The organism is Qipengyuania citrea (genome assembly GCF_024171405.1).
GTDB classification, from domain to species: Bacteria; Pseudomonadota; Alphaproteobacteria; order Sphingomonadales; family Sphingomonadaceae; genus Qipengyuania; species Qipengyuania profunda.
The window spans coordinates 1,077,909-1,099,465 of sequence record NZ_JALJZT010000002.1 but is presented as its reverse complement, the minus strand read 5'-3'; the positions used below and the strand labels follow the sequence as shown (position 1 = coordinate 1,099,465).

Annotated in this window: 21 protein-coding genes; 12 read left to right on the top strand and 9 right to left on the bottom strand. The window is 66.1% G+C overall.

Translation table 11 applies throughout. The features are described from left to right. Positions 1–3 precede the first annotated feature (3 nt). Both J2S32_RS06355 and J2S32_RS06350 read left to right on the top strand, forming a co-directional pair. A complete protein-coding gene (locus J2S32_RS06355; RefSeq protein WP_253518579.1) occupies positions 4–954 on the top strand; it encodes an MlaD family protein in 951 nt (316 codons plus the stop codon). A gap of 11 nt (positions 955–965) precedes the next feature. Then, positions 966–1,550, top strand: coding sequence for an ABC-type transport auxiliary lipoprotein family protein (locus tag J2S32_RS06350; RefSeq protein ID WP_253518543.1), 585 nt, complete (start codon positions 966–968; stop codon positions 1,548–1,550). A gap of 6 nt (positions 1,551–1,556) precedes the next feature. On the opposite strand, the gene J2S32_RS06345 is transcribed toward J2S32_RS06350, so the two are convergent. The 6 genes from J2S32_RS06345 to crcB are packed head-to-tail and all read right to left on the bottom strand — an operon-like array spanning position 1,557 to position 5,231. Further along, entirely contained in the window at positions 1,557–2,252 is a 696-nt protein-coding gene (locus tag J2S32_RS06345; RefSeq protein WP_253518538.1) for an ATP12 family chaperone protein, read from the bottom strand. Next, on the bottom strand, positions 2,249–2,458 hold the full coding sequence (locus tag J2S32_RS06340; RefSeq protein WP_253518534.1) for a hypothetical protein: 210 nt from the start codon (positions 2,456–2,458) through the stop codon (positions 2,249–2,251). Before J2S32_RS06340 ends, J2S32_RS06345 begins: the two co-directional genes overlap by 4 nt. Next, positions 2,445–3,104 (bottom strand): HAD-IA family hydrolase, encoded by a 660-nt coding sequence (locus J2S32_RS06335; protein ID WP_253518531.1) that lies wholly within the window; start codon positions 3,102–3,104, stop codon positions 2,445–2,447. Before J2S32_RS06335 ends, J2S32_RS06340 begins: the two co-directional genes overlap by 14 nt. Then, positions 3,101–3,700 (bottom strand): FMN-binding negative transcriptional regulator, encoded by a 600-nt coding sequence (locus J2S32_RS06330; protein ID WP_253518528.1) that lies wholly within the window; start codon positions 3,698–3,700, stop codon positions 3,101–3,103. Before J2S32_RS06330 ends, J2S32_RS06335 begins: the two co-directional genes overlap by 4 nt. Beyond that, complete coding sequence (locus J2S32_RS06325; protein ID WP_253518525.1) at positions 3,700–4,824, bottom strand: RluA family pseudouridine synthase; 1,125 nt, start codon at positions 4,822–4,824, stop codon at positions 3,700–3,702. The genes J2S32_RS06330 and J2S32_RS06325 overlap by 1 nt, the downstream gene beginning before the upstream one ends. Further along, positions 4,821–5,231 (bottom strand): fluoride efflux transporter CrcB, encoded by a 411-nt coding sequence (gene crcB, locus J2S32_RS06320; RefSeq protein WP_253518522.1) that lies wholly within the window; start codon positions 5,229–5,231, stop codon positions 4,821–4,823. The genes J2S32_RS06325 and crcB overlap by 4 nt, the downstream gene beginning before the upstream one ends. A gap of 220 nt (positions 5,232–5,451) precedes the next feature. Between crcB and rpsU the strand changes: the two genes are divergently transcribed. The 8 genes from rpsU to J2S32_RS06280 all read left to right on the top strand — a co-directional run bounded on the left by rpsU (position 5,452) and on the right by J2S32_RS06280 (position 13,924). Then, positions 5,452–5,658, top strand: a complete 207-nt coding sequence (rpsU, locus tag J2S32_RS06315; RefSeq protein WP_007011585.1) for a 30S ribosomal protein S21 — start codon at positions 5,452–5,454, stop codon at positions 5,656–5,658. Between the two features lie 78 nt (positions 5,659–5,736). Continuing rightward, on the top strand, positions 5,737–6,297 hold the full coding sequence (locus J2S32_RS06310) for an FKBP-type peptidyl-prolyl cis-trans isomerase (protein WP_253518506.1): 561 nt from the start codon (positions 5,737–5,739) through the stop codon (positions 6,295–6,297). A 24-nt stretch (positions 6,298–6,321) separates the two neighbouring features. After that, positions 6,322–8,037: a DUF4153 domain-containing protein gene (locus tag J2S32_RS06305; protein ID WP_253518503.1), complete on the top strand. Its 1,716-nt coding sequence runs from the start codon at positions 6,322–6,324 to the stop codon at positions 8,035–8,037. 57 nt (positions 8,038–8,094) lie between these two features. Then, positions 8,095–8,397 (top strand): Asp-tRNA(Asn)/Glu-tRNA(Gln) amidotransferase subunit GatC, encoded by a 303-nt coding sequence (gene gatC / locus J2S32_RS06300; RefSeq protein WP_253518489.1) that lies wholly within the window; start codon positions 8,095–8,097, stop codon positions 8,395–8,397. After that, positions 8,394–8,546 (top strand): hypothetical protein, encoded by a 153-nt coding sequence (locus J2S32_RS06295; RefSeq protein ID WP_253518486.1) that lies wholly within the window; start codon positions 8,394–8,396, stop codon positions 8,544–8,546. The genes gatC and J2S32_RS06295 overlap by 4 nt, the downstream gene beginning before the upstream one ends. After that, entirely contained in the window at positions 8,543–10,024 is a 1,482-nt protein-coding gene (gene gatA, locus J2S32_RS06290; protein WP_253518483.1) for an Asp-tRNA(Asn)/Glu-tRNA(Gln) amidotransferase subunit GatA, read from the top strand. The genes J2S32_RS06295 and gatA overlap by 4 nt, the downstream gene beginning before the upstream one ends. A gap of 96 nt (positions 10,025–10,120) precedes the next feature. Next, complete coding sequence (gatB, locus tag J2S32_RS06285) at positions 10,121–11,620, top strand: Asp-tRNA(Asn)/Glu-tRNA(Gln) amidotransferase subunit GatB (protein WP_253518481.1); 1,500 nt, start codon at positions 10,121–10,123, stop codon at positions 11,618–11,620. A 141-nt stretch (positions 11,621–11,761) separates the two neighbouring features. Further along, positions 11,762–13,924: a S46 family peptidase gene (locus J2S32_RS06280; RefSeq protein ID WP_253518478.1), complete on the top strand. Its 2,163-nt coding sequence runs from the start codon at positions 11,762–11,764 to the stop codon at positions 13,922–13,924. A gap of 77 nt (positions 13,925–14,001) precedes the next feature. On the opposite strand, the gene J2S32_RS06275 is transcribed toward J2S32_RS06280, so the two are convergent. From J2S32_RS06275 to J2S32_RS06265, 3 genes are all read right to left on the bottom strand, one after another. Further along, on the bottom strand, positions 14,002–14,307 hold the full coding sequence (locus J2S32_RS06275) for a hypothetical protein (protein WP_253518475.1): 306 nt from the start codon (positions 14,305–14,307) through the stop codon (positions 14,002–14,004). 68 nt (positions 14,308–14,375) lie between these two features. Further along, positions 14,376–17,240, bottom strand: a complete 2,865-nt coding sequence (locus J2S32_RS06270; RefSeq protein WP_253518472.1) for a M16 family metallopeptidase — start codon at positions 17,238–17,240, stop codon at positions 14,376–14,378. 49 nt (positions 17,241–17,289) lie between these two features. Continuing rightward, complete coding sequence (locus tag J2S32_RS06265; RefSeq protein ID WP_253518468.1) at positions 17,290–19,518, bottom strand: penicillin acylase family protein; 2,229 nt, start codon at positions 19,516–19,518, stop codon at positions 17,290–17,292. Between the two features lie 119 nt (positions 19,519–19,637). Here J2S32_RS06265 and J2S32_RS06260 point away from each other — a divergent pair, with 119 nt between their 5' ends. After that, entirely contained in the window at positions 19,638–21,086 is a 1,449-nt protein-coding gene (locus J2S32_RS06260; protein ID WP_253518465.1) for an ATP-binding protein, read from the top strand. A 31-nt stretch (positions 21,087–21,117) separates the two neighbouring features. Further along, the gene (locus J2S32_RS06255; RefSeq protein WP_253518432.1) at positions 21,118–21,456 is read left to right on the top strand and encodes a tRNA-binding protein; all 339 of its coding nucleotides are present in this window, start codon (positions 21,118–21,120) and stop codon (positions 21,454–21,456) included. The last annotated feature ends 101 nt before the right edge of the window (positions 21,457–21,557 follow it).

Sequence of the window (21,557 nt, the reverse complement as noted above, 5' to 3'; positions counted from 1 at the left end):
CCAATGGAAACGCGGGCAAATCACGTTTGGGTCGGTGCGGTAACGCTGCTGATCCTCGGCGCGCTCGCGCTGTTCATCGTCTGGCTCGCGCGCCTCGGCGGCGGGGCGCAGAACGAATACGACATCTTCTTCAAGCAGTCGGTCGCCGGTCTCGCCAATGGCAGCTCGGTCGATTTCGCCGGCGTGCCCGTGGGGCAGGTCAATGAAATCGTGCTGTGGGACAAGGACCCCGAATTCGTCCGCGTGCGGATCAAGGTGAAGGAAAGCGTGCCCATCCTGGTCGGCACCACCGCGACGATCCAGGGCAGTTTCACCGGCGTGTCGACGATCACGCTCGATGGCGCGCGCAGCGGGGCGCCGCCGATTTCGTGCGAGACCACCGCCTGCACCGAAGGCGTGCCGATCATTCCGCCCACCACCGGCGGCGGGTTCGGTGCCGTGCTCGCCAGCGCGCCGCTGCTGCTCGAGCGGCTGGCCACGCTGACCGAGCGGCTGACCGTCCTGCTGAGCGACCGCAACCAGGAAGAAATCTCGCAGATCCTCGCCAACACCAATGCCGCCAGCGCGGGCTTTGCCGCCGCCGCGCCGCAGCTCGAACGTACGATGGCCGAACTGCAGGTGACCTTGCGCGAAGCAAGCGAAGCGCTCGACCAGTTCGAGAAGGTCACCGCCTCGACCGATCGCATCCTCAACCAGGAAGGCGAAGCGATCGCACGCGACCTGCGCTCGACGCTCGAATCCGCCAGCGGCGCGGCCAAGGCGCTCGAAGACACGCTCAACGAAGCACGCCCGGCCACCCGGCAGCTGACCGAAAGCACGCTGCCCGCCGCCGAAGCGACGCTGCGCGACCTGCGCGCGACCAGCAAGGCGCTGCGCGACGTGACCGAGACGATCGACGAGAAGGGCGCGGGCGCGCTGCTTTCGAGCCAGCCGCTGCCCGACTACAAGCCGTAAGGGGCCAGAGCATGACACGCACCATCACACTTGCCGCCTTGGCCCCGGTCCTGCTGCTCGGTGGCTGCCTCAGCTTCGGCGGCGAAGCACCCGACAGCCTGCTGACGCTGACGCCCACCGCGACTGCACCCGCGGGCGCCGGCGCGGTTGCCGCGCAGGGCACCGCGCTGGCCATGGTCGAATTCGAAGCGACCCGCGCCCTCGATGTCACCCGCGTGCCGGTGCAGGTCACTGATACGCAGCTCGCCTATCTGCAGGACGCCGTCTGGGTCGATCGGCCTGCGCGGCTGTTCGGGCAATTGGTCGCGGAAACGATCCGTTCGCGCACTGGCCGCGTGGTCATCGATGGTGCCGATCCGGGCGTGAACGCGACCGATCGCCTGCACGGCTCGCTGCGCGCTTTCGGCTATGACGCGCGCACGCGCGAAGCCGTGGTGACCTTCGATGCGGTGCGCAACACCAATGACGCGGAGCCGATGACGCGCCGCTTCGAAGCGCGCGTCCCCGTTACCGCGCCCGAAACCGCCTTCGTCGGTCCGGCGCTCAATCAGGCGGCCAACCAGGTGGCCGGAGAAATCGCCGACTGGGTCGGCTAGACCGGTTCAGGCGCGCGCCAGCCGCACGAAGGCCATCGCCTTCAGAAACGCCTCCAGCCGCTTCGCGCGGCGCGCAGCGGCTTCTTCATCCGCGCCCCATTGCTCGATCTGCCAGTCTTCTTCCAGATTGGCGGCGGCCCACAGCGCTTCTCCCTCGGCATCGTCATCCAGCGCGGCAAGGCCGATGCACAAGGATGCGGCGAGCGCGGTCAATTGCTCCAGCGCGGCGAGCGTGAAGTCGTCGTGGGTTTCGATGCGCGCCTTGAGGGTTTCCATCGTTGCCGCCGGATGCGGGCGGGCGACGACGCCGCTGACGCGTTCGAGCGTCACACCCTCGCGCGCTTCCAGTGCATCGACCAGCGGGTCCCAAACCTCGCGCTGGCGGTGCCACAGCGGCTCGTCCGGATCGGCGCGATAGCAGAGCGTGTCGGTTTCCGCGTAGCGCAGCAGCTTGGCGGCTATCCCCGCGCGGTCGGCGGACACGACATCGAGCGCATAATCGGCCATGTCGCGAAAGGCGAAGCGCGCGGGGTCGATCGTCTCGCCCTGGCCCGCCCATTCGGCGGCGAGTTCCTCGGCCAGCGCCTTCGAGCCGACGATCTGGCTCCCGCCGCGCTGCGTCTTGACCGGGCGACCGTCGAGCGCGACGTGATAGCCCGCTGCACTCCGCTCGACACTGACGTCCTTGTAGAACCGCTTCACTCGCCGCTTCTCCAGCGCTTGGCGAGGAAGATCGGCAGGATGAATACGTCGACCGCGCCCAGCGCGAGGAAGATGTAGCCGACGAATTCGGGCAGGGGCAGGACCTTCCCCAGCACCAGCGCGCCGAGCACCGCCAGCGCCACGCCCGACAGGCGGACGGCCTGGATCGTCAGGAAGCGCGCCTTGGCCGGATCATGCTGGTCCACGGATCAAATCTCCCAATTGCTGTGCGGTTTCGGCGACGGCGCTGGCGCCCGTATTGAACAGTTCCTGCGGTTCGTGATAGCCCCACGACACCCCGATCGCGCGTACGCCGGCCGCGACCGCCATCTCCATATCGAAACTGGTATCGCCGATCATTACTGCATCGCCCGGGGACACGCCTGCATCGTCCAGCGCGGCTTCCAGCATGGCGGGATGCGGCTTGGACGGATGGCGGTCGGCGGTCTGCAAGGACACGAACCGGTGCTTGATGCCATGCGTGTCGAGACAGGCGTGCAGCCCGCGGTCGCTCTTGCCCGTGGCGACACCCAGCAGCCGCCCTTCGGCGTCGAGCTCGTCGATCAGCGCGGCGATGCCCTCGAACAGGGGCTCGCGCAGCGCACCCGACAGGCGCAGGTCGCGATAGCCCAGCTTGTAGGCTTCGACCACCGCGTGACGCTGGTCGTCGCTGGCCTCGGGGGCCAGTTCACGCAGCGCATAGGGCAGGCTGAGCCCGACGATCCGGCGCACCTTGTTGCGTTCGGGGGCGACCAGACCCGCATTGGCGAAAGCGAGCTCCATCGTCTCGCAAATCGCCGCCTGCCCGTCGACCAGCGTGCCATCGCAATCGAATACGACGAAGCGGCTCATGCGGGCAGCTCGCGCATTGCCGCCGCGAGGTCGCGATTGCCTGCGCTTTCGAGGCCCGCAGCGATGGCCGCGCGAACGGGGGCGGGCTTGTCCTGCGACAGCTTGATCGTGGGGCGGTATTCCTCGACCGCGAGTTCGAAACCCGCGATCCCTGTAAACAGGCGCTGCCACACGGTTTCGCTGGCTTCGTCGGCGTTCCAGCGGTCCGCGCCCAGGCGGTCTTCCTGCAGCGCGATCAGGCGATGGAGGAAGGTTTCGAGCTCGTCGTCGGCCATCCGGCGCACCGTTCCGACCGCCTCGACCGCGACATAGTTCCATGTCGGGACCGTATCGCGATCGGCATACCAGCGCGGTGAGACATAGCCGCCGGGCCCGTCCACGGTGACCAGCGTGCTGGCCCCGTCCAGATGTTCGAACAGCGCGTTGGCTTTCGCCAGATGGAAGTGAATGCGGTTATGCCCGCCCATGACGAGCGGGGTGCGCGCCGCGCGCGGACCGGCGGGGGTCTGCAGGAACACGGTCCCCACGCCGATTTGGGCAATCATCGCTTCGATGGCTGGCCGATCGTCACCGTGGTAGAGCGGGTTGGGATGCATCAGGCCTTGCCCCGGGGCTTCTTCGGCTTGGTCGGCGCTGCACCGCGCGCACGCCGCGGCGAGCGCTGCGACTTGCGATAGTTCTTCGCATGCTGGCGCGCCTGCTGCTTCTTTTCCTCGCGAGTCCTGGGCGGCGGATCGTCGCGCATGGGGGTGGCATCGGACAGGTTCACATCGAAGCCGAGCTGCTCCATCGAAGCGGCGAAATGTTCGGGCAGGTCCGCAGTCACGTCGAGCTTGCCGCCGTCAGGGCTGTCGATGATCAACCGCCGCGCGTGGAGGTGCATCTTGCGGCTGATCGAGCCGGTCAGGAAGGCTTCCTTGCCGCCATATTTGCCGTCGCCGACGATCGGGTGGTCCATCGCCGCGCAATGCACGCGGAGCTGGTGCGTGCGACCGGTCAGCGGCTGCAGTTCGAGCCAGGCGGCTTTCTTGCCCACTGCATCGACGACCCGGTACTTGGTCTTGGCCGGCTGGCCGCCCTCGTGGTCGACATGCATTTTCTCGCCGCCCGATCCGGGCTGCTTGGCAAGCGGCGCCTCGATCACGCCTTCCTTCACATCGGGTACGCCGATTACCAGCGCCCAGTAGATCTTTTTCGCCGAACGGCCCGAAAAGCGCTTCGAGAAATAGGCCGCGCTGCCCGGCGTGCGCGCCACCAGCAATACGCCGCTGGTATCCTTGTCGAGCCGGTGGACCAGCCGCGGGCGCGGTTCGTCCTCGCCTTCGACATAGGCGTCGAGCAGACCGTCGACATGGTTGAACGTGTTGGTCCCGCCCTGCGTCGCAAGGCCCGGCGGCTTGTTGATCACCAGCGCGCTCTTGGTCTGCTCGATCAGCATGGCCTCGGCCTGCTCGATCTCGGCGGGCTTGAGCTCGCGCTTGGTCTTGGGCTGCTTATGCGGCGCATCGCCGCCCGGGGGCACACGGATCTGCTGCCCCTCGGCCAGCCGGTCGTCGGGCTTCACCCGCTTGCCGTCGACGCGGACCTGCCCGGTGCGCGCCCATTTGCTGACCGTACCGAAACCGACCTGCGGCAGGTGCCGCTTGAACCAGCGATCGACGCGAATCCCGTCATCGTCGGCGTCCACGGTGAAGCTGCGTACTTCGTCGGAGGTTTTCATCCTGCCATCCTCATCACGCCAAGCCCGACCATCAGCCCGGTGATGCCCATAGCGATCGACAGGATCCCGTAGAGCAGGGCGAAAAGATAATTGCCGCGTTCGAGCAGCATTACCATTTCGAGGCTGAACGCGCTGAAGGTGGTGAACCCGCCGAGCAGGCCGACCCCCAGCAGCAGGCGCAATTGTTCGCCGCCCCCGCCGCCGTGGCGCGCCAGCCATCCGGCGAGCAGGCCCATGGCGAGGCTACCCGCGGCATTGACCGCGAGCGTGGCGAAAGGAAAGGCGGTGACGATAGGCACGCCAAGCCAGCCGGTCATCGCGCGGCCGAGCTGCCAGCGCAGCACTGCGCCGAACCCGCCGCCGACAAAGACGTGCAGTGCGGCGACAAATGGAGTAAAGGTGGACATTGCCGCTGCCCTTAGCCGCCAATTGCGCGTTCGTCATCCCGATGCTGCAGCGAGCGAGTAATACTTGCTTTCAGTCGCGAGAATCCGTATGTGCGCCTCCGTTCGAGCCGGTCCGGAACGGATTCGGCGCGCTTTTCGTTGAACAAGCGAAACCCTATTCAAGGAGGCATACCCCGCTTTTGCGCGGGCTCTGGCCCGCAAAGTCGAGGTATTGAAGTTTATGCAGATCATGGTTCGCGATAACAATGTCGACCAGGCCCTCCGCGCGCTCAAGAAGAAGCTGCAGCGTGAAGGTGTGTATCGCGAAATGAAGCTGCGCCGCCACTACGAGAAGCCGAGCGAGAAGCGCGCCCGCGAAAAGGCCGCTGCCGTGCGCCGCGCGCGCAAGCTCGAGCGTAAGCGGATGGAGCGCGACGGCGTCAAATAAGCCGTTGATGCGATATCGAAGCTAAGCCATGAGGGCGCGGAGCAATCCGCGCCCTTTGCGTATCCGGAAGAATTACCCATGACCGAGATTACCCGCGTTCCCCTCCAGCCCGTCGCCAAGGGCTCGCTGACCAAGCTGTGGCTCGGGGTGATCCTCGCCGTCCTCATCGGCGCCGGTCTGGCCTGGGCCGCCATGCCCAAGGGGCTCGATGTCGAGACGGTGACCGCGGGTGCAGGCGATTCGCCCCAGGTCGGCGACGTGGTGTTCGTCAATTATGTCGGCAAGCTCGCCGACGGGACCGAATTCGACCGCTCGCAGCCGCTGCCGGTGCCGCCGGGCCTGTTCCCCGAAGGCAATCCGCTGCTGCTCGAGGAAGGCGCGATCATCGACGGCTTTATCGAGGGCCTGCAGCAGATGCAGAAGGGCGGCAGCTACGTGCTGACGATTCCCGCCGATCAGGCCTATGGCGCCGAACCGCCCCCGGGCTCGCCGATCCCGGCCAATGCCGACCTGGTGTTCGAGGTCGAAGTGGTCGATTTCATGAGCCGCGACGATTTCCAGGCCCGCGCCGCTGCCCTGCAGCAGATGATGGGCGAGCAGGGCGCCGAAGGCCAGGCGGGGCCGCCACCGGGTCAGTAATCCAGCCACAAAGGGGGGAGGCGTATGAGTGAGATGACCCAGGCCCACGCGCCCGCCACCCATGCCGACTGGCCGCTGCGCCCGTGGCTTCTTGCGGCACTGCTCGGCATCGCCGGGCTCTGTGTCCATCTGTTCTCCGACTGGAATGCGGACAACATGCCCCCGTGGCGCGCCGCGCTGGTCGCTGCATTTGCCTTTGGTCCGCTGGCGCTGGCCTTTACCGTCGATCGCATCCGCTGGAAGGAGCCGCTGGTCTTTGCCGGACTGGTCGCGCTGGTCATGGCGGGGATCGCCTGGCGCGTCACGGCTGCGGGGGACCGCTATGCCGACGAATCTTTCTGGCTTGCCGCGGGGCTGGTCGCGATCACGCTGGCCTTGCCGCTGTTCCAGGCGGGGTTCCACCGGCTGCGCTGGCGGACGGCCTATGACCAGACCCACTTCCATGTCTGGACCGATGCCATCAGCGGCGCCGGGGCGCTTGTCTTCACCGGTGTTTCTTGGCTGCTGGTGGTGCTGCTGGCGGCGCTGTTCTCGGCCATCGATATCGATATCGTCGAGAACGTGGTCGACGAACCATGGTTCGGCTGGACCTTCTCGGGTGCGGCATTTGGCGCCGCCTTGGGCGTGCTGCGCAACCAGTTGAAGGTCATTGGCACGCTGCAATCGGTGGTGATGCTGGTGTTCTCGATCATCGCGGTGCCGCTGGCGGCTGCGCTGGCGATCTTCCTGCTGGCCGTGCTGGCGAGCGGCATAGCGGTGCTGTGGAACGCGACCGAAAGCCCCACGCCGCTGCTGCTCTCGGTGGCGGTGGTCGCCTTCGTGCTGGTCAATGCGGTGATTCGCAATGCCGACCACGAGGTCAGCGGCAACCGCGCGCTGCGCTGGGCTTCGCTGGTGCTGGCGCTGGCGATCTTCCCGCTGGCGCTGCTCGCGGCGATCTCGACCGGCACGCGGATTGCCGAATACGGGCTCAGCCCCGAACGGCTGTGGGGCATCGTCGCGGTCGCGGTCGCGGTGGCCTACGGCGTCGCCTATTTCGCCGCACCGATCCGCGGGCGCATGGCAGGGTGGATGGAGCGCGTGCGCAGCGCCAACATGCATCTCGCGGTGGCGACCTGCGTGCTCGCCTTCATCCTCGCGCTGCCGCTGTTCGATTTCGGCGCGATTTCGGCAAGGAACCAGATTGCGCGGCTCGATGCGGGCGAGGTCACGGTGGACGAGTTCGATTTCGACGGGCTGCGCTGGGACTTCGGCGATGCGGGGCGTGAAGCCCTGGAGCGGCTCGCGAAGAGTGACGATGCCGAGACGGCAGAGCTTGCCGCCGGCGCCCTCGCGCAGGAAGCCCGCACCTATCGGGATGTCGAGAGAGGCACCGAGCGCAACGAACGGCTCGCGAATTTGCGGATGCAGTTCGAGGACGAGACGCTGCGCCGCCACGTTGAAAGCCATGTGCGCGCCTCGCCGTGGCGCTGCGACAACCCCTGCGTGGTGCTGGATGCCGGGCCCGGCGACAATGGGCGGCGCCGCGTTGCCCTGGTCGAGGATGGGCGCATCGCGTGGGAAGAGTTCGATCTTGCCCAGCCTGCCGATCCGGCAGCGGTAACGGCAGCCCGCGAAGCGGCGATCAGGGGGGAGTTCGACGCGCCGGATCAGCGCGCGGGATCGCAGGTCGAAATCCGCGAATGGAGCGGGCGGCGGGTCTATATCGACGGCCAGCCCGCGGGCGATCCCTTCGAATAGCATTGCACCGCAGCATCGCTGCTTGAAGCGCGGCCCCGGCGCGGCTAGTGCGCGAGCATGTCAGTCACACGCGAAGAAGTGGCCAAGATCGCCTCGCTCGCCCGCATCAAGATGGGCGATGACGAACTCGATACGATGGTCCCCGAACTCAACAACATCCTCGACTGGGTCGAACAGCTGGGCGAGGTCGATACCAGCGGCGTCGAGCCGATGACCGCGGTCATCCCCAACACGCTGCGCCTGCGCGACGATGTCGTCGACGCCGACCCGCTGACCGCTGGCGGACGGCGCGAGGATGTGCTGGCCAATGCCCCCGCCGCCGAACACGGCTTCTTCGGCGTGCCCAAGGTGATCGAATGAAAAGCCACGCATTTTCATTCGATCATCCTGAACAGCGGCGAAGCCGCGCGTGTTTCAGGATCCAAGAACAGGAACGCAGCTCTTTTGAGGACGACACCGTGATTGCGGCGAAATGGACCCTGAAACAAGTCCAGGGTGACGAAGCATGAGCGAACTAACCAAACTCGGCGTCAAGGCGATCCGCGATGGCGTAGCCAGCGGCAGCTTTACCGCGCGCGAAGTGGCGGAAGCTTTCAACACCGCCGTCGCCGAAGCGGCCGACCTCAATGCCTTTATCGTGACCACGCCCGACCATGCGCTGGCGGCGGCCGATGCGGCCGATGCCAAGCGCGCCAGGGGCGAGGATCTGGGCGCCATGGGCGGCGTGCCGATCGGCATGAAGGATTTGTTCGCCACCAAGGGTGTGCAGACCACTGCCGCGAGCCATATTCTCGAAGGCTTCACCCCCGACTACGAGAGCACCGTCTCGCAGAAGCTGTGGGATGCGGGTGCGGGCATGCTGGGCAAGCTCAATCTCGACCAGTTCGCGATGGGTTCGTCGAACGAGACCAGCTATTTCGGCAACGTCAATTCGCCCTGGCGCAAGGACGGCACCAATGCCGCGATGAGCCCGGGTGGTTCGTCGGGCGGTTCGTCCAGCGCGGTCGCCGCGCGGATCGCGCCCGCCGCCACCGGCACCGACACCGGCGGTTCGATCCGCCAGCCCGCCGCCTTCACCGGCATTTGCGGGATCAAGCCGACCTATGGCCGCTGCAGCCGCTGGGGCGTGGTGGCCTTCGCCTCCAGCCTCGACCAGGCGGGCCCGATGGCACGCAGCGTAGAGGATTGCGCGATCATGCTCGAAGCCATGGCCGGCTTCGATCCCAAGGACGCGACCAGCCTGCAGATGGACGTGCCCAATTGGGAAGCGGGCCTGTCGGCAGACCTCAAGGGCAAGAAGATCGGTATCCCGAAGGAATACCGGATGGACGGGACCGACGAGGAAATCCTCAAGAGCTGGGAACAGGGCAAGGAATGGCTGCGCGATGCGGGCGCCGAAATCGTCGATATCTCGCTGCCGCACACCAAATACGCGCTGCCCGCCTATTACATCGTCGCCCCCGCCGAAGCCTCGAGCAATCTCGCGCGCTATGACGGCGTGCGCTACGGCCTGCGCGACCTGCCCGACGGGGCGGGCCTGCAGGACATGTATGCCGCCACCCGCGCCGCCGGTTTCGGCGACGAGGTCAAGCGCCGCATCCTGATCGGCACCTATGTGCTGAGCGCCGGCTTCTACGATGCCTATTACACGCAGGCGCAGAAGATCCGCACGCTGGTGAGCCAGGACTTCGAGAAGGCGTTCGGCCAGTGCGACGCGATCCTCGCGCCCACCACGCCGACCGCCAGCTTCCCGCTCGGTTCGCTCAATGAAGACCCGCTGACGATGTATCTCAACGATGTCTTCGCCGTGCCGGCATCGCTGGCCGGCCTGCCCGCGATGAGCGTGCCCGCCACGGTCAATGCGGACGGCCTGCCGCTGGGCCTGCAGATCGTCGGCAAGCCCTTCGACGAGCAGGGCGTGCTCAACACGGGACTAGCGATCCAGCAGCGCGCCGGGTTCGACGCGCAGCCGGATAAGTGGTGGTAATTTTCGTCATCCCAGCGAAAGCTGGGATCGCTGTCCGCCAGGTCGGACGTGACCGAGAAAGATCCCAGCTTTCGCTGGGATGACGTGAGAGTTGATATGAGCACTTACCGCATCCAGGGCGCCACGGGCGAATGGGAGGTCGTGATCGGCCTCGAGGTCCATGCGCAGGTCACTTCCAACGCCAAGCTGTTCAGCGGCGCGAGTACGGAATTCGGGGCGGAGCCGAACACGCAGGTCAGCCTTGTCGATGCGGCGATGCCGGGCATGCTGCCCGTGCCCAATCGCGAATGCATCCGCCAGGCGGTGCGCACCGGCATGGCGATCGAGGCGCAGATCAACAAATACAGCCGGTTCGACCGCAAGAACTACTTCTACGCCGATCTGCCGCAGGGCTATCAGATCAGCCAGCTCTACCACCCCATCGTGGGCGAGGGGCAGTTGCTGATCGAAGCCGACGAGAAGGCCGGCATCCCCGAAGACAAGGTCATCGGCATCGAACGCATCCATGTCGAGCAGGATGCGGGCAAGCTGATGCACGACCAGCATCCGACCATGTCCTATGTCGATCTCAACCGCTGCGGTGTCGCGCTGATGGAGATCGTGTCCATGCCGCATATGACCTCGCCCGCAGAGGCCGGCGCCTATGTCCGCAAGCTGCGCAGCATCCTGCGCTATGTCGGATCGTGCGACGGTAATATGGAGCAGGGATCGATGCGCGCCGACGTCAACGTCTCGGTCCGCAAGGTCGGTGACAGCAAACTCGGCACCCGCACCGAGACCAAGAACGTCAATTCGGTCCGCTTCGTCATGGCAGTTATCGAACAGGAAGCACGCCGCCAGGTCGATCTGATCGAGGATGGCGGTACGGTGGTCCAGGAAACGCGGCTTTACGATCCCGACCGCAACGAAACCCGGTCGATGCGCAGCAAGGAAGATGCGCATGATTACCGCTACTTCCCCGATCCCGACCTGCTGCCGCTCGAGCTGGAGGACGGCTTCCTCGACGAATGCCGCGCCTCGCTGCCCGAGCTGCCCGACGCCAAGCGCGCGCGCTACGAAAACGAGCTGGGCCTGACGCCCTACAATGCGCGCGAGCTGACCGCCGAGGTGGAAACCTTCGCGCGGTTCGAAACGCTGCTTGCGGCCACCGCTGCGAAGATCGGCAAGAGCGAGGCCAAGGTCGCGACGCAGGTCGCCAATTGGGCGCTCTCGGTCGCACCGGGCGTGGTCAAGTCGCTCGGCGACGAGGCCAATATGGCCAATGCCACCGCCGAAGCGCAGGCCGGCATCCTTGCGATGCAGGACAAGGGCGAGATTTCGGGCGGCCAGGCCAAGGAAATCTACGAAATCGTCCTCAAGGAAGGCGGCGAGCCCGAAAAGATCGCGGATGAGAAGGGCCTCAAGCAGGTCTCCGACACCGGCGCGATCGAGACCGCGATCGACGAGATCCTCGCCAATAACGAGGACAAGGTCGAACAGTACCGCGGCGGCAAGGACAAGCTGTTCGGCTTCTTCGTCGGTCAGACGATGAAGGCGATGCAGGGCAAGGCCAATCCCGCGGTGGTCAACCAGATCCTCAAGGACAAGCTGGGCTGACCGCCTGACCGGGCCGTTTCGGCGGCGCCGGTCGAGCCCAGATGAAGCTTGCCGAGCGCGCGCTTGCTCCGCCGTCGGCGGGGGCCTAGCCTCTGCGCCATTGGCGCGTCATCGCGCATCTGGAATGAGGACTGTATCCCGATGAGAAACACTGCCGTGTTCGCAGCGCTGATGGCCTGCGTCGCATCCGCTCCGCTGGCTGCCAAGGAGGGGATGTTTACCCCCGGCCAGCTGCCCGAAATCGCCGACGATCTGCGCGCCATGGGGCTCGAAGTTTCGCCCGAGAAGCTGTCCGACCTGACCGGCTTCCCGATGGGCGCGATCGTCCAGCTGCAGGGCTGTTCGGCGAGCTTCGTTTCGCCCGAGGGGCTGGTGGTCACCAACCATCACTGCGCACGCGGATCGGTACAGTACAACTCCACCGCCGAGAACAATTATCTCGAGAATGGCTTCCTCGCGCAGGCGAAGGGCGACGAACTGCCCGCCGCGCCCGGATCGCGCGTCTATGTCACCACCGAAATCAGCGATGTGACCGCGCGCGTGCGCGACGGGATCGACACGCTTTCGCCGACCGAGCGTTATGACACGGTCGACCAGCGGGTGAAGGACATCACCGCCGAATGCGAGCAGGAAGCGGGCTATCGCTGCCTCGTCGCGGGTTTCTATGGCGGTAAGGAATACACGCTGATCAAGCGGCTCGAGGTCAAGGATGTGCGGCTGGTCTATGCCCCCGCCGATGCGGTCGGTAAATATGGCGGTGATATCGATAACTGGATGTGGCCGCGCCACACCGGCGATTTCGCCTTCTACCGCGCCTATGTCGCGCCCGACGGCTCCTCCGCCGAATATGCCGAGGACAATGTCCCCTACCGGCCCGAACACCATCTGAAGGTGAGCGCAGCCGGGCTCGATGACGGCGATTTCGTGATGGCCGCGGGCTATCCCGGTTCGACCCAGCGCTATGCGCGGCTGGGCGAAGTCGAGAACACCTTCGAATGGACCTATCCGACCTTCGTCACGCTGCTCAACGACTGGATCGACACGATCGAGGAGGCTGCGCCGGTCGGCTCCGACGCGCGCGTGAAATACGAATCGCGGCTTGCCGGGCTCAACAATTACGAAAAGAACCTGCGCGGGCAGATCGATGGCGCGCGCCGGGTGGGCCTCGTCGATCGCCGGCGCCAGCGCGAGGCTGCGCTCGATGCGTGGATCGCCGCCGATGCTGCGCGCAGCCCTTATGGCGAGGCGCTGGCTTCGCTCGACACGCTGACCGGTGAAAGCGCCACCGCCGCGCGGACCAATTTCTGGTATGGCAATGCGACGCGCGCGCAGCTGCTGTCGGCGGCGCAGCGGCTCTATCGCCTCGCCAAGGAACGCGAGCTGCCCGATGCGCAGCGCGAAAGCGGCTACCAGGAACGCGACATGGCGTTCTTCCGCCAGGGCCTGCAAGCGCTCGACCGGCGCTATGACGCGGCGGTCGACAAGGCCGAATGGCTGTTGTTCCTCGAGGGCTATCTCGCGCAGCCGGAAGCCGAACGCGTGGCGGTGTTCGACGAGGCGCTGGGCCTGACGGGCGTCGATGATGCCAAGCAGCTCGATGCGATCGTGGATGGCTATTACGCGGGCACCACGCTGGACGAGAGCGAGACACGGCTTGCGCTGATGGAAGCGAGCGCCGCCGAGCTCGAGGCGAGCCATGATCCCTTCATGCAGCTGGCGGTCGCGCTCTACGATTACGAGCGCAAGCTCGAGGCCGAGAGCGAGGAACGCGAAGGCCGCGCGCTGGCGCTGCGTCCCGCCTATATGGACGCGATCACGCAATGGCAGCGCAGCCAGGGCGCGGCGACCTATCCCGATGCCAACAGCACGCTGCGCGTGACCTATGGCAAGGTGCTGGGCGGCAGCCCGCGCGACGGGATGGCCTATCTGCCGTTCACCACGCTCGAAGGCATCCTCGAAAAGGATACCGGCGAAGAGCCGTTCAATGCGCCCGAAGGCCAGCTCGCCAGCATCCGTGCGGGCGATTACGGCCCCTATGCGCTGGACAGCATCGGTTCGGTGCCGGTCAACTTCCTGTCGGATCTCGACAGCACCGGCGGCAACAGCGGCTCGGCCACGCTCAACGCGCGCGCCGAACTGGTCGGCCTGCTGTTCGACGGAACCTTCGAAAGCGTCAATTCGGACTGGGATTTCGACCCGCGCACCACGCGCACGATTCATGTCGACACGCGCTACATGCTGTGGGTGATGGACAAGGTCGACGGCGCCCACGCCCTGATCGAGGAAATGGACGTGGTCCGCTAGGACCCGTTCGCCTCGCCGCAAATAGAAAGGGCCGCCGGATCGCTCCGGCGGCCCTTTGTGTTGGGTAGCTGCGAGGCTTAGCCCTGGCGTTCGCCGGTCAGCGGCATGTCGCCGAAAGCGCCCGCATTGACGGTGCCGGTCATCTGGTCACCGGTCACGGTGGCGGTGCAGTTGAGCGTCATGGGCATCGGGACGGTCATGTCCATCTTCCACTTGAGCGTATCGCCTTCGATCGTGCCGTCGGTGATGTCCATCGAGCCCATGCCACCGGCCATCGAGCCGGTGAAGCTGTTGCCATCGTCGCTCGGCACGACCGTCAAAGTGCCCTTCTGGTCGCCCATCGGGCTCTTGACGACGGTATCGTAGGTACCTGCTACGGACATGGAAATTCCTCTCTTCGCTTGGGGGTTCAAAGTACCATTTCAATCGGGCCTGCTGACACGAATGTCAATTAGTCGGTTCCCGCCATTTCGACGCGTTCGACCGGCAGTCCGAGCTGTTCGAGCTGCGGTTCGACCACCGCCGCATCGCCTACCACGACCCAGACGAAGCGGTCGGTATCGATCGCTGCGCGGGCTGCGGCATCGAGGCTGGCGGTGGTCTGTTCGCGGTAATGGTCGGCGATGATCTCGTAGTAATCGTCGGGCCGGCCATACAGCGCATTGCTCTGCATCGCGCCGAGAATAGCGCCCGAGGTTTCGAACTGACCGGGCAGTTCGCCGATCTCGGCGGTGACGATCCGGGTCAGCTCCTCATCGGTCACGCCGCGCGTGTCGAGGAATTCGCCGGTTTCGCGGATCAGTTCGGCCAGCGCATCGCCGGTGCGGTCGGCCTGGACGGGCGCGCGCACGGTATAGGCGACCGCGTTCTCACTCGTCAGCGGGGCCCCGCGCACGCCGTAGCTCCAGCCCTTGGTCTCGCGCAGGTTCATGTTGAGCCGGGCGAGGAAATTGCCGCCCAGCGCGTTGTTGGCGTTGAGGAAATCGACATAGGTTTCGCCGCGCGGATCGACCGAGGTCAGCTGGCCGCCATAGATGTAGCTCTGCGGCGAATTGGGCCGGTTGACCAGCACGATGCGGCTTTCGGCGGGCGCTGCGGGGGCTGCGGCAAAGCTCTTCTCGCCCTTCGCATTCGCGGGGGCTTCCCAGTCGGCCAGAACGGCATCGAGCGCCGTGACGATCTCGTCCAGCGGGCGGTCCGAGACGACGAAGATTTCGCCATTGTCGGGCCGGATCCAGCGGTCCTTGAAGCCGGTGATGTCGGCGCGGGTGATCGCCGAGAGCGATTCCACCGTGCCGCTTTCGGGTCCGGCATAGGGGCTGTCCGCGCCATAGATCAGCGGGGCGGCGGTGCGCTGCGCGATCGAGGCCGGGGTGCGCAATTCCTGTTCGACGCTGGTGATCCGCTGCGCGCGGACGCGGTCGATCTCGGACTGCGCGAAGGCCGGGTTGCGGACGATGTCGGACAGGAGTTCGAGCGAGGGCACGAGATTGGCGGACAGCGCGGACAACGTGAAGCTCGACCGATCGGCACCGCCGCCAAGCGAGATATTTGCGCCCAGCCGTTCGCTGGTTTCGGCGATCTCGCGCGAGCTCATGCTGGTGGTGCCTTCCTCGAACAGGCCGAGCGCGAGGCTTTCAAGCCCGCGCTTGTCTGCCGGGTCGGCACTGCTGCCCGCATCGAAGGAGAGCGTGACATAGGTCGCGGGGATCGCGTCGCGCTGCGCGTAATGCAGCGTCATTCCGTTCGCCAGCGTGGTGTGCTGCACGTCGGGGAAGTCGAGCTGCGCGATCGAGTCGATCGGCGGGGCGGGACGTTCCTTGGTGACGGTCAGCTCTTCGGCCGCACCCTCGTCCGCCTGCGTGTCGGTCTCGGCGACACTGGCCGCTTCTTCATAAGCGTCGCCGCGCTCGCCGGGTTCGAGGATCAATGTCATCGAGGGGCGGGTCATCCAGCGCTGCATTGCCGCCTGGACTTCACCCGGGGTCAGCGTGGCGAGGATTTCGAACTCGCGCGCATAGAAGCCCGGATCGCCCGCCAGCACTTCGCCCGATGCCAGGGTCACGGCCTTGCCGCCGAAGCCGCCGACCTGTTCGAGACCGCGGATCGTACTGGCGACCGAGCTGGTCGCCGCGCGGCGGACCTCGTCTTCGGTCGGGCCTTCGGCGATGAACTCGGCAATCAGCGCGTCGAGACGGCGCTCGACTTCGGCCTCGTCAACGCCGGGACGGGCAGTGGCGGCGACGTTGAGGATGCCGACGCGCTGCCAAGCGTAGTTTCCGGCCGAAACGCTCACCGCCAGCTGCTCGTCGCGCACCAGCGCATTGTCGAGACGGCTCGACGACAACCCGCCGAGGATCCGCGCGCCCACGGTCAGTGCCGTGAGTTCGCGATCGGTGATGCCCGGCGCGGTCCAGTATTTGTCGATGCTGACCGCAGCGACCTGGTCGCGCATCACCGTGCGGACGTCTTCGGCAAGCTCGGGGACGGCGGCTTCGGCCGGGTTGTTGACCGGGCCACGCGCGATCGGACCGAAGTATTTCTCGACCAGCGGGCGGGCTTCTGCGGGCGAGATGTCGCCGGCCAGCACCACGGTGGCGTTGTTGGGACCATATTTGTCGCGGAACCAGTCGCGCACATCGTCCATGCTGGCGCTGTCGAGGTCGGCCATCGAGCCGATCGGCGTGTGGTCGTAGGGATGCGGCGCGGGGAAGAGCGTGTTGACGATCTCGTAGAACACCAGCCCGCCGGGCTGGTTGTCGCCTTGGCGCTTTTCGTTCTGCACCACGCCGCGCTGGTTATCGAGCTTCTGCTGCGTGACCGCGCCGAGCAGATAGCCCATGCGGTCGCTTTCGAGCCACAGCGCGCGTTCGAGCGCGGGGCGGGGCACGGTCTGGAAATAGTTCGTGCGGTCGAAATTGGTCGTGCCGTTGTAATCGGTCGCGCCCATTTCCTGCAGGTACTGGAAATAGTCCTGAGGGGCGTTCTCGCTGCCGTTGAACATCAAATGCTCGAACAGATGCGCGAAGCCCGACTTGCCCTTCGGCTCGTCCTTCGAACCGACATTGTACCACACCGCCACCGCGACGATCGGGGCCTTGCGGTCGGTATGGACGATCACGTCGAGCCCGTTGTCGAGCGTGAATTTCTCGAACGGAATGTCGACCTGTTCGACCAGCGCGGCGAGTTCTGCCGGGGCGGCATCGGCCGTTGCCACGGCGGGTGCGGTTTCCGGCGCGCTGGCGGTCATGGCGGGCGCGCAGGCCCCGAGAGCGAGGGCCAGCACGCTGGCGGTCAGGAGGGGCTTGATACGCATGATACCTCGATGGTGTGTTCGAAATCCGGGTTTGGGCGATGCTAACGCGTCAGCGACGATTGGTCACGGTCGTGCGCGACTTTGCATTGGCCAGCACATCCTCGCGCCAGAAATGCACCGGCTTCAAGCGATGCTTGACGAACAGCGCAGCCTGATCGGTGTAATGCGGGGAATCGGGCCGCGTGGTGGCGGCGCCAAACGGCTGGATCGAACGCGAGGAAACACGTTCGCCGGGCAGCCATTCGACCCACTGGATGAAGCTGTCACCATGCCGCACCGAGAGGCGTCCATCGTCGTCGATGTCCCACAGGGTCGAGGCGCGCAGCGTGTCCGATCCGCCATCGAGCGGCAGATCGACCGTGCCCTGCCGCAGGCGCAGCAAATCACCCATCGGCGGGTCGATGCGCCCGAAATGGGTGTTGAGATGCGCGACCTGTTTCTCCAGCTCGGCGCGGGCATCGGGCCACGGCTTGTTCTGGTAGCTGGACGACATGAACTCGCGGATCATCAACAGCGCCAGCGCATCGGCTTCGCCGATGCTGTCGGCGGTGAAGTCCCAGCCCATCAGCATGTCGCGTGCCTGCGCGAGCTCGGCATCGTCCGACAGGTCGAGCGCTTCGAGTTCGTCCCACAGCTTGGCGACATAGCCGCTGCGGTCGTAGCCCGTGTCGTATTTGATCGCCTCGAGCGTGGCGCGGTCGAGCTGCCCCGCCTCGCTCAGCAATTTCCACGCACGGCGCGAGCGGTTGGTCTGCTTGAGCTCGATGCCGAGTTCGGGGGCGAAATCTTCGGGCGAAAGATCGCTCCCGGCCCCCGCGGCGGTATAGGGCGTGTTGTTGGCGTTGTAGAGCCAGCCACTGGCCGGGTTCACGTAACGCGGCAGTTCCTGATAGGCGACCGGACCGGACCAGATCGCCCGCGGATCGTCGCCCGGCAGCACCGTGCGCCAGTCATATCCCTTCGCGCGGTCAGGGATGGCGGCGTTGTAGACATAGGCGATGTTGCCCGCCTCGTCGCCATAGATGAAATTGGTCGAAGGGATGTCCATCCGCGCGAGGATTCGCTCGAATTCCTCGAGGCTACTCGCCTTGTTGAGCCGGTAATAGGCATCGAGCTGGCCGAGATTGCCGATCCCGCCATAACGCACCGCGAAGAAGCCCTCGTTGTTCTTGATCACCGGGCCATGGACGCTGCGATAGACCGTGCGGCGGATCGGCAGGGTGACCGGGCCGAGCTTGACGGGCAGGGTGACCGTTCGCGCCTCGAGCTCGCGCCACCGGTCGCCGATGCGGTATTGCGTCTCGTCCTCGTTCATCTCGAGCCGGTAGATATCAGTCATGTCGGGCGTGTTGACCGTATTGGTCCAGCCGAGATGTTCGTTATGCCCGAGGAAGGGGAACGGGCTGCCGGGGAAATTCGCCCCCGCATAATGCCAGCCTTCCTCGCTCTCGACGACCAGTTCGTACCACGCCACGCCGCCACGCCAGGGCTGGTGGCTGTTCGACACAAGGATCGTCGGGCCGCCCGATTTCTCGGGCGTGACTGCAAATGCGTTGGACCCGGCCAGCGCGGCCTCTTCGCCCCTGGGGAGCGGCCCGGCGCGGGCCAAGTCGGGGCCGGGTGCGGCCTCCGTCCGGATGACTTCGGCAGGCTCGATGGCCGGGGCTGCCCCGCCGGTATCACGCGGGATCGCGGGGCCGTATTCGGGCAGCAGCGGCTCGCCCGACACCAGCGGTTCGATAATCCCGCCCAGGCCGAAGAAGAACGGCTGGCGCAGCGCGAAACCCGCAGCCACATCGACGCCGTCGACGGGGAAGAGGTTGCCCAGCTTCACTTCGCCGGGATGCGCTTCGGCGAAATCGTTGAGGCCGACGGCATAGGCATCGAACAACGCGCGCGTGTCTGCGGGAAGCAGCGGATATTCGCGCTCGGCCGTGCCGCGCGCGTCGAGCAGGTGATACGCATAGTCGAAGGCCGCGCCCTCCTCGCCCGCGATCGCGCCATAGCGCCCGCGGCTCATCGCGATCACATCCTGCAGGGTGGAGAAATCATCCTCCGAATGCGCCACGGCCACGCCATAGGCGACATCGGCATCGGTGGCGGCGTAGATATGCGGTACGCCGAATTCATCGCGGCTGATTTCGGCGGTGTAGGTCCGGTCGGGCAGGGCGACATCGTCGCGCTTGGCCCAGAAGGGTTCCCACGTCGCCAGCGCGATGAATGCGACCAGCACGAGCAGAAGCAGCGCAAAACCAATGCGCCCCAGCGATTTCCTCATAGATTTCCGTCCTCTCTTGCAACCCGACTAGCGAGGGGAGCGGGGTGACGCAATGCGATTGGGCAAAACCGCCGCGGCGCTGTTCCCCCTTGCGGATTCGACTGGCTAATCGCTGTTGCGTGACAGCCCAGATCACCATCGGCCACGAATCGTCCGGCAAGCCGGTCGAGTTCGATATCGAGGAGCTTCTCGCCACCCGTCTGCTCGTCCAGGGCAATTCGGGCAGCGGCAAGTCGCATTTGCTGCGGCGGCTGCTCGAAGAAAGCGCGGGGATGGTGCAGCAGGTGGTCATCGACCCCGAAGGCGATTTCCCCTCGCTGGCGGACGAGTTCGGCCATGTGGTGATCGACGGCGCCGCCTATTCGCCGGGAGAGATCGAGGCACTGGCGCGGCGCATTCGCGAACACCGCGCCAGCGTGGTGCTCGATCTCGACGGGCTCGAGGTCGAACAGCAGATCCGCTGTGCGGCGCAATTCCTGACCGCGCTGTTCGATGCCCCACGCGAACATTGGTATCCGGCGCTGGTGGTGGTCGACGAAGCGCAGATGTTCGCCCCCGCCGCCGCGGGCGAGATGGCCGAGGATACGCGCCGGATGACTTTGGCGGCGATGACCAACCTCATGTGCCGCGGGCGCAAGCGCGGTCTGGCGGGGGTCGTCGCCACGCAGCGCCTGGCGAAGCTGGCGAAAAACGTCGCAGCCGAAGCGTCGAACTTCCTCATGGGGCGGACATTCCTCGATATCGACATGATACGCGCAGCCGATCTGCTCGGGATGGAGCGACGGCAGGCGGAGCGGATCCGCGAGCTCGAGCGCGGGCATTTCCTTGCGCTCGGCCCGGCGATCACGCGGCTGCCACTCGCGGTGAAGATCGGCCCGGTGAAGACCGGCCACCAGGCGCGCAGCGAAGGGCTGATGGCGCTACCCGATACCGCGCCCGCCGATATGGCGGCGCTGCTCACCACCGACCTCGCGGCCGATGTGGCCAAGGCGCCGCCGCCACCTGCCCCGCCGCCCGCGCCGCCGGTCGACGAGATCGAGGACAGCATCGCCCGCGCGGAGGAGCGCCAGGTCGAGCCCCGCGCGGAGCCGGTCGATACCAATGTGGTCGCCACGCGGATCGCGCAGATCATCAGCGAGCTGGCGCAGGAAGAAGGGATCGCCTTCCAGTCCGCCAGCGCGCAATATCAGACCTTCCTCACCCGCTGCCGCCGCGAACGGTTGATCGGCCCGATGCCCGACATGCGCGCCTTCCGCCGCCGGTTCGCCGTGGCCGGCGCCGGTCTGGAAGATCTCGACGAGGGTCTGCAGGCGCGGATCATGCAGCTGGCCGGTGCAGTGGAAGAAGACCTGCTCGGCCCGTTCCTCGTGATCGCCAAGGCCGCGCATGCGGGCGAGACGCAGGTCGACGAGGCCGAGCTCGCACGCGCCTATGGCACCAGTTCGCCCGGCCGTATCCGGCGGCTGCTCGACCATCTCGAGCGGCAGGGACTGGTCGTGGTGCGCGAGGATTTCGGCGGCGACCGCACGGTGATGGTTCCCGGGCTGGAGCCGCTGGCCGAAGGTTGATGCACGCTAGCGCTCGGCATAGACCGGCGTCATGGACCATGCAGATTTCGCGCATTTCGCCGCTCTCGACATTCGCGCCGGCACGGTAACCCGCGCCGAACCCTTCCCCGAGGCACGCCGCCCGGCGATCAAGCTGTGGGTCGATTGCGGACCCGAGATCGGCGAGCGTAAAAGCTCGGCGCAGATCACCGGGCATCACACGCCCGACGCCCTGGTCGGACAGCGCGTGATGGCGGTGGTCAATTTCGCCCCGCGCCAGATCGGCCCCTTCATGTCCGAAATCCTGGTGCTCGGTTTCCCCGACAGCGACGGCGAGATCCTGCTCGCCCGTCCCGAACCGGGTGTCGCGGATGGTGCGCGGCTGGCCTAAATTGCGCCCGGGCTGGCTTCACAAGCCTCCCGCGACCCCTATATGTAGCTAACACACCTCGTGAAAATTCGCGGGGAGGGGTTGTGTTGCATAATCGCAAC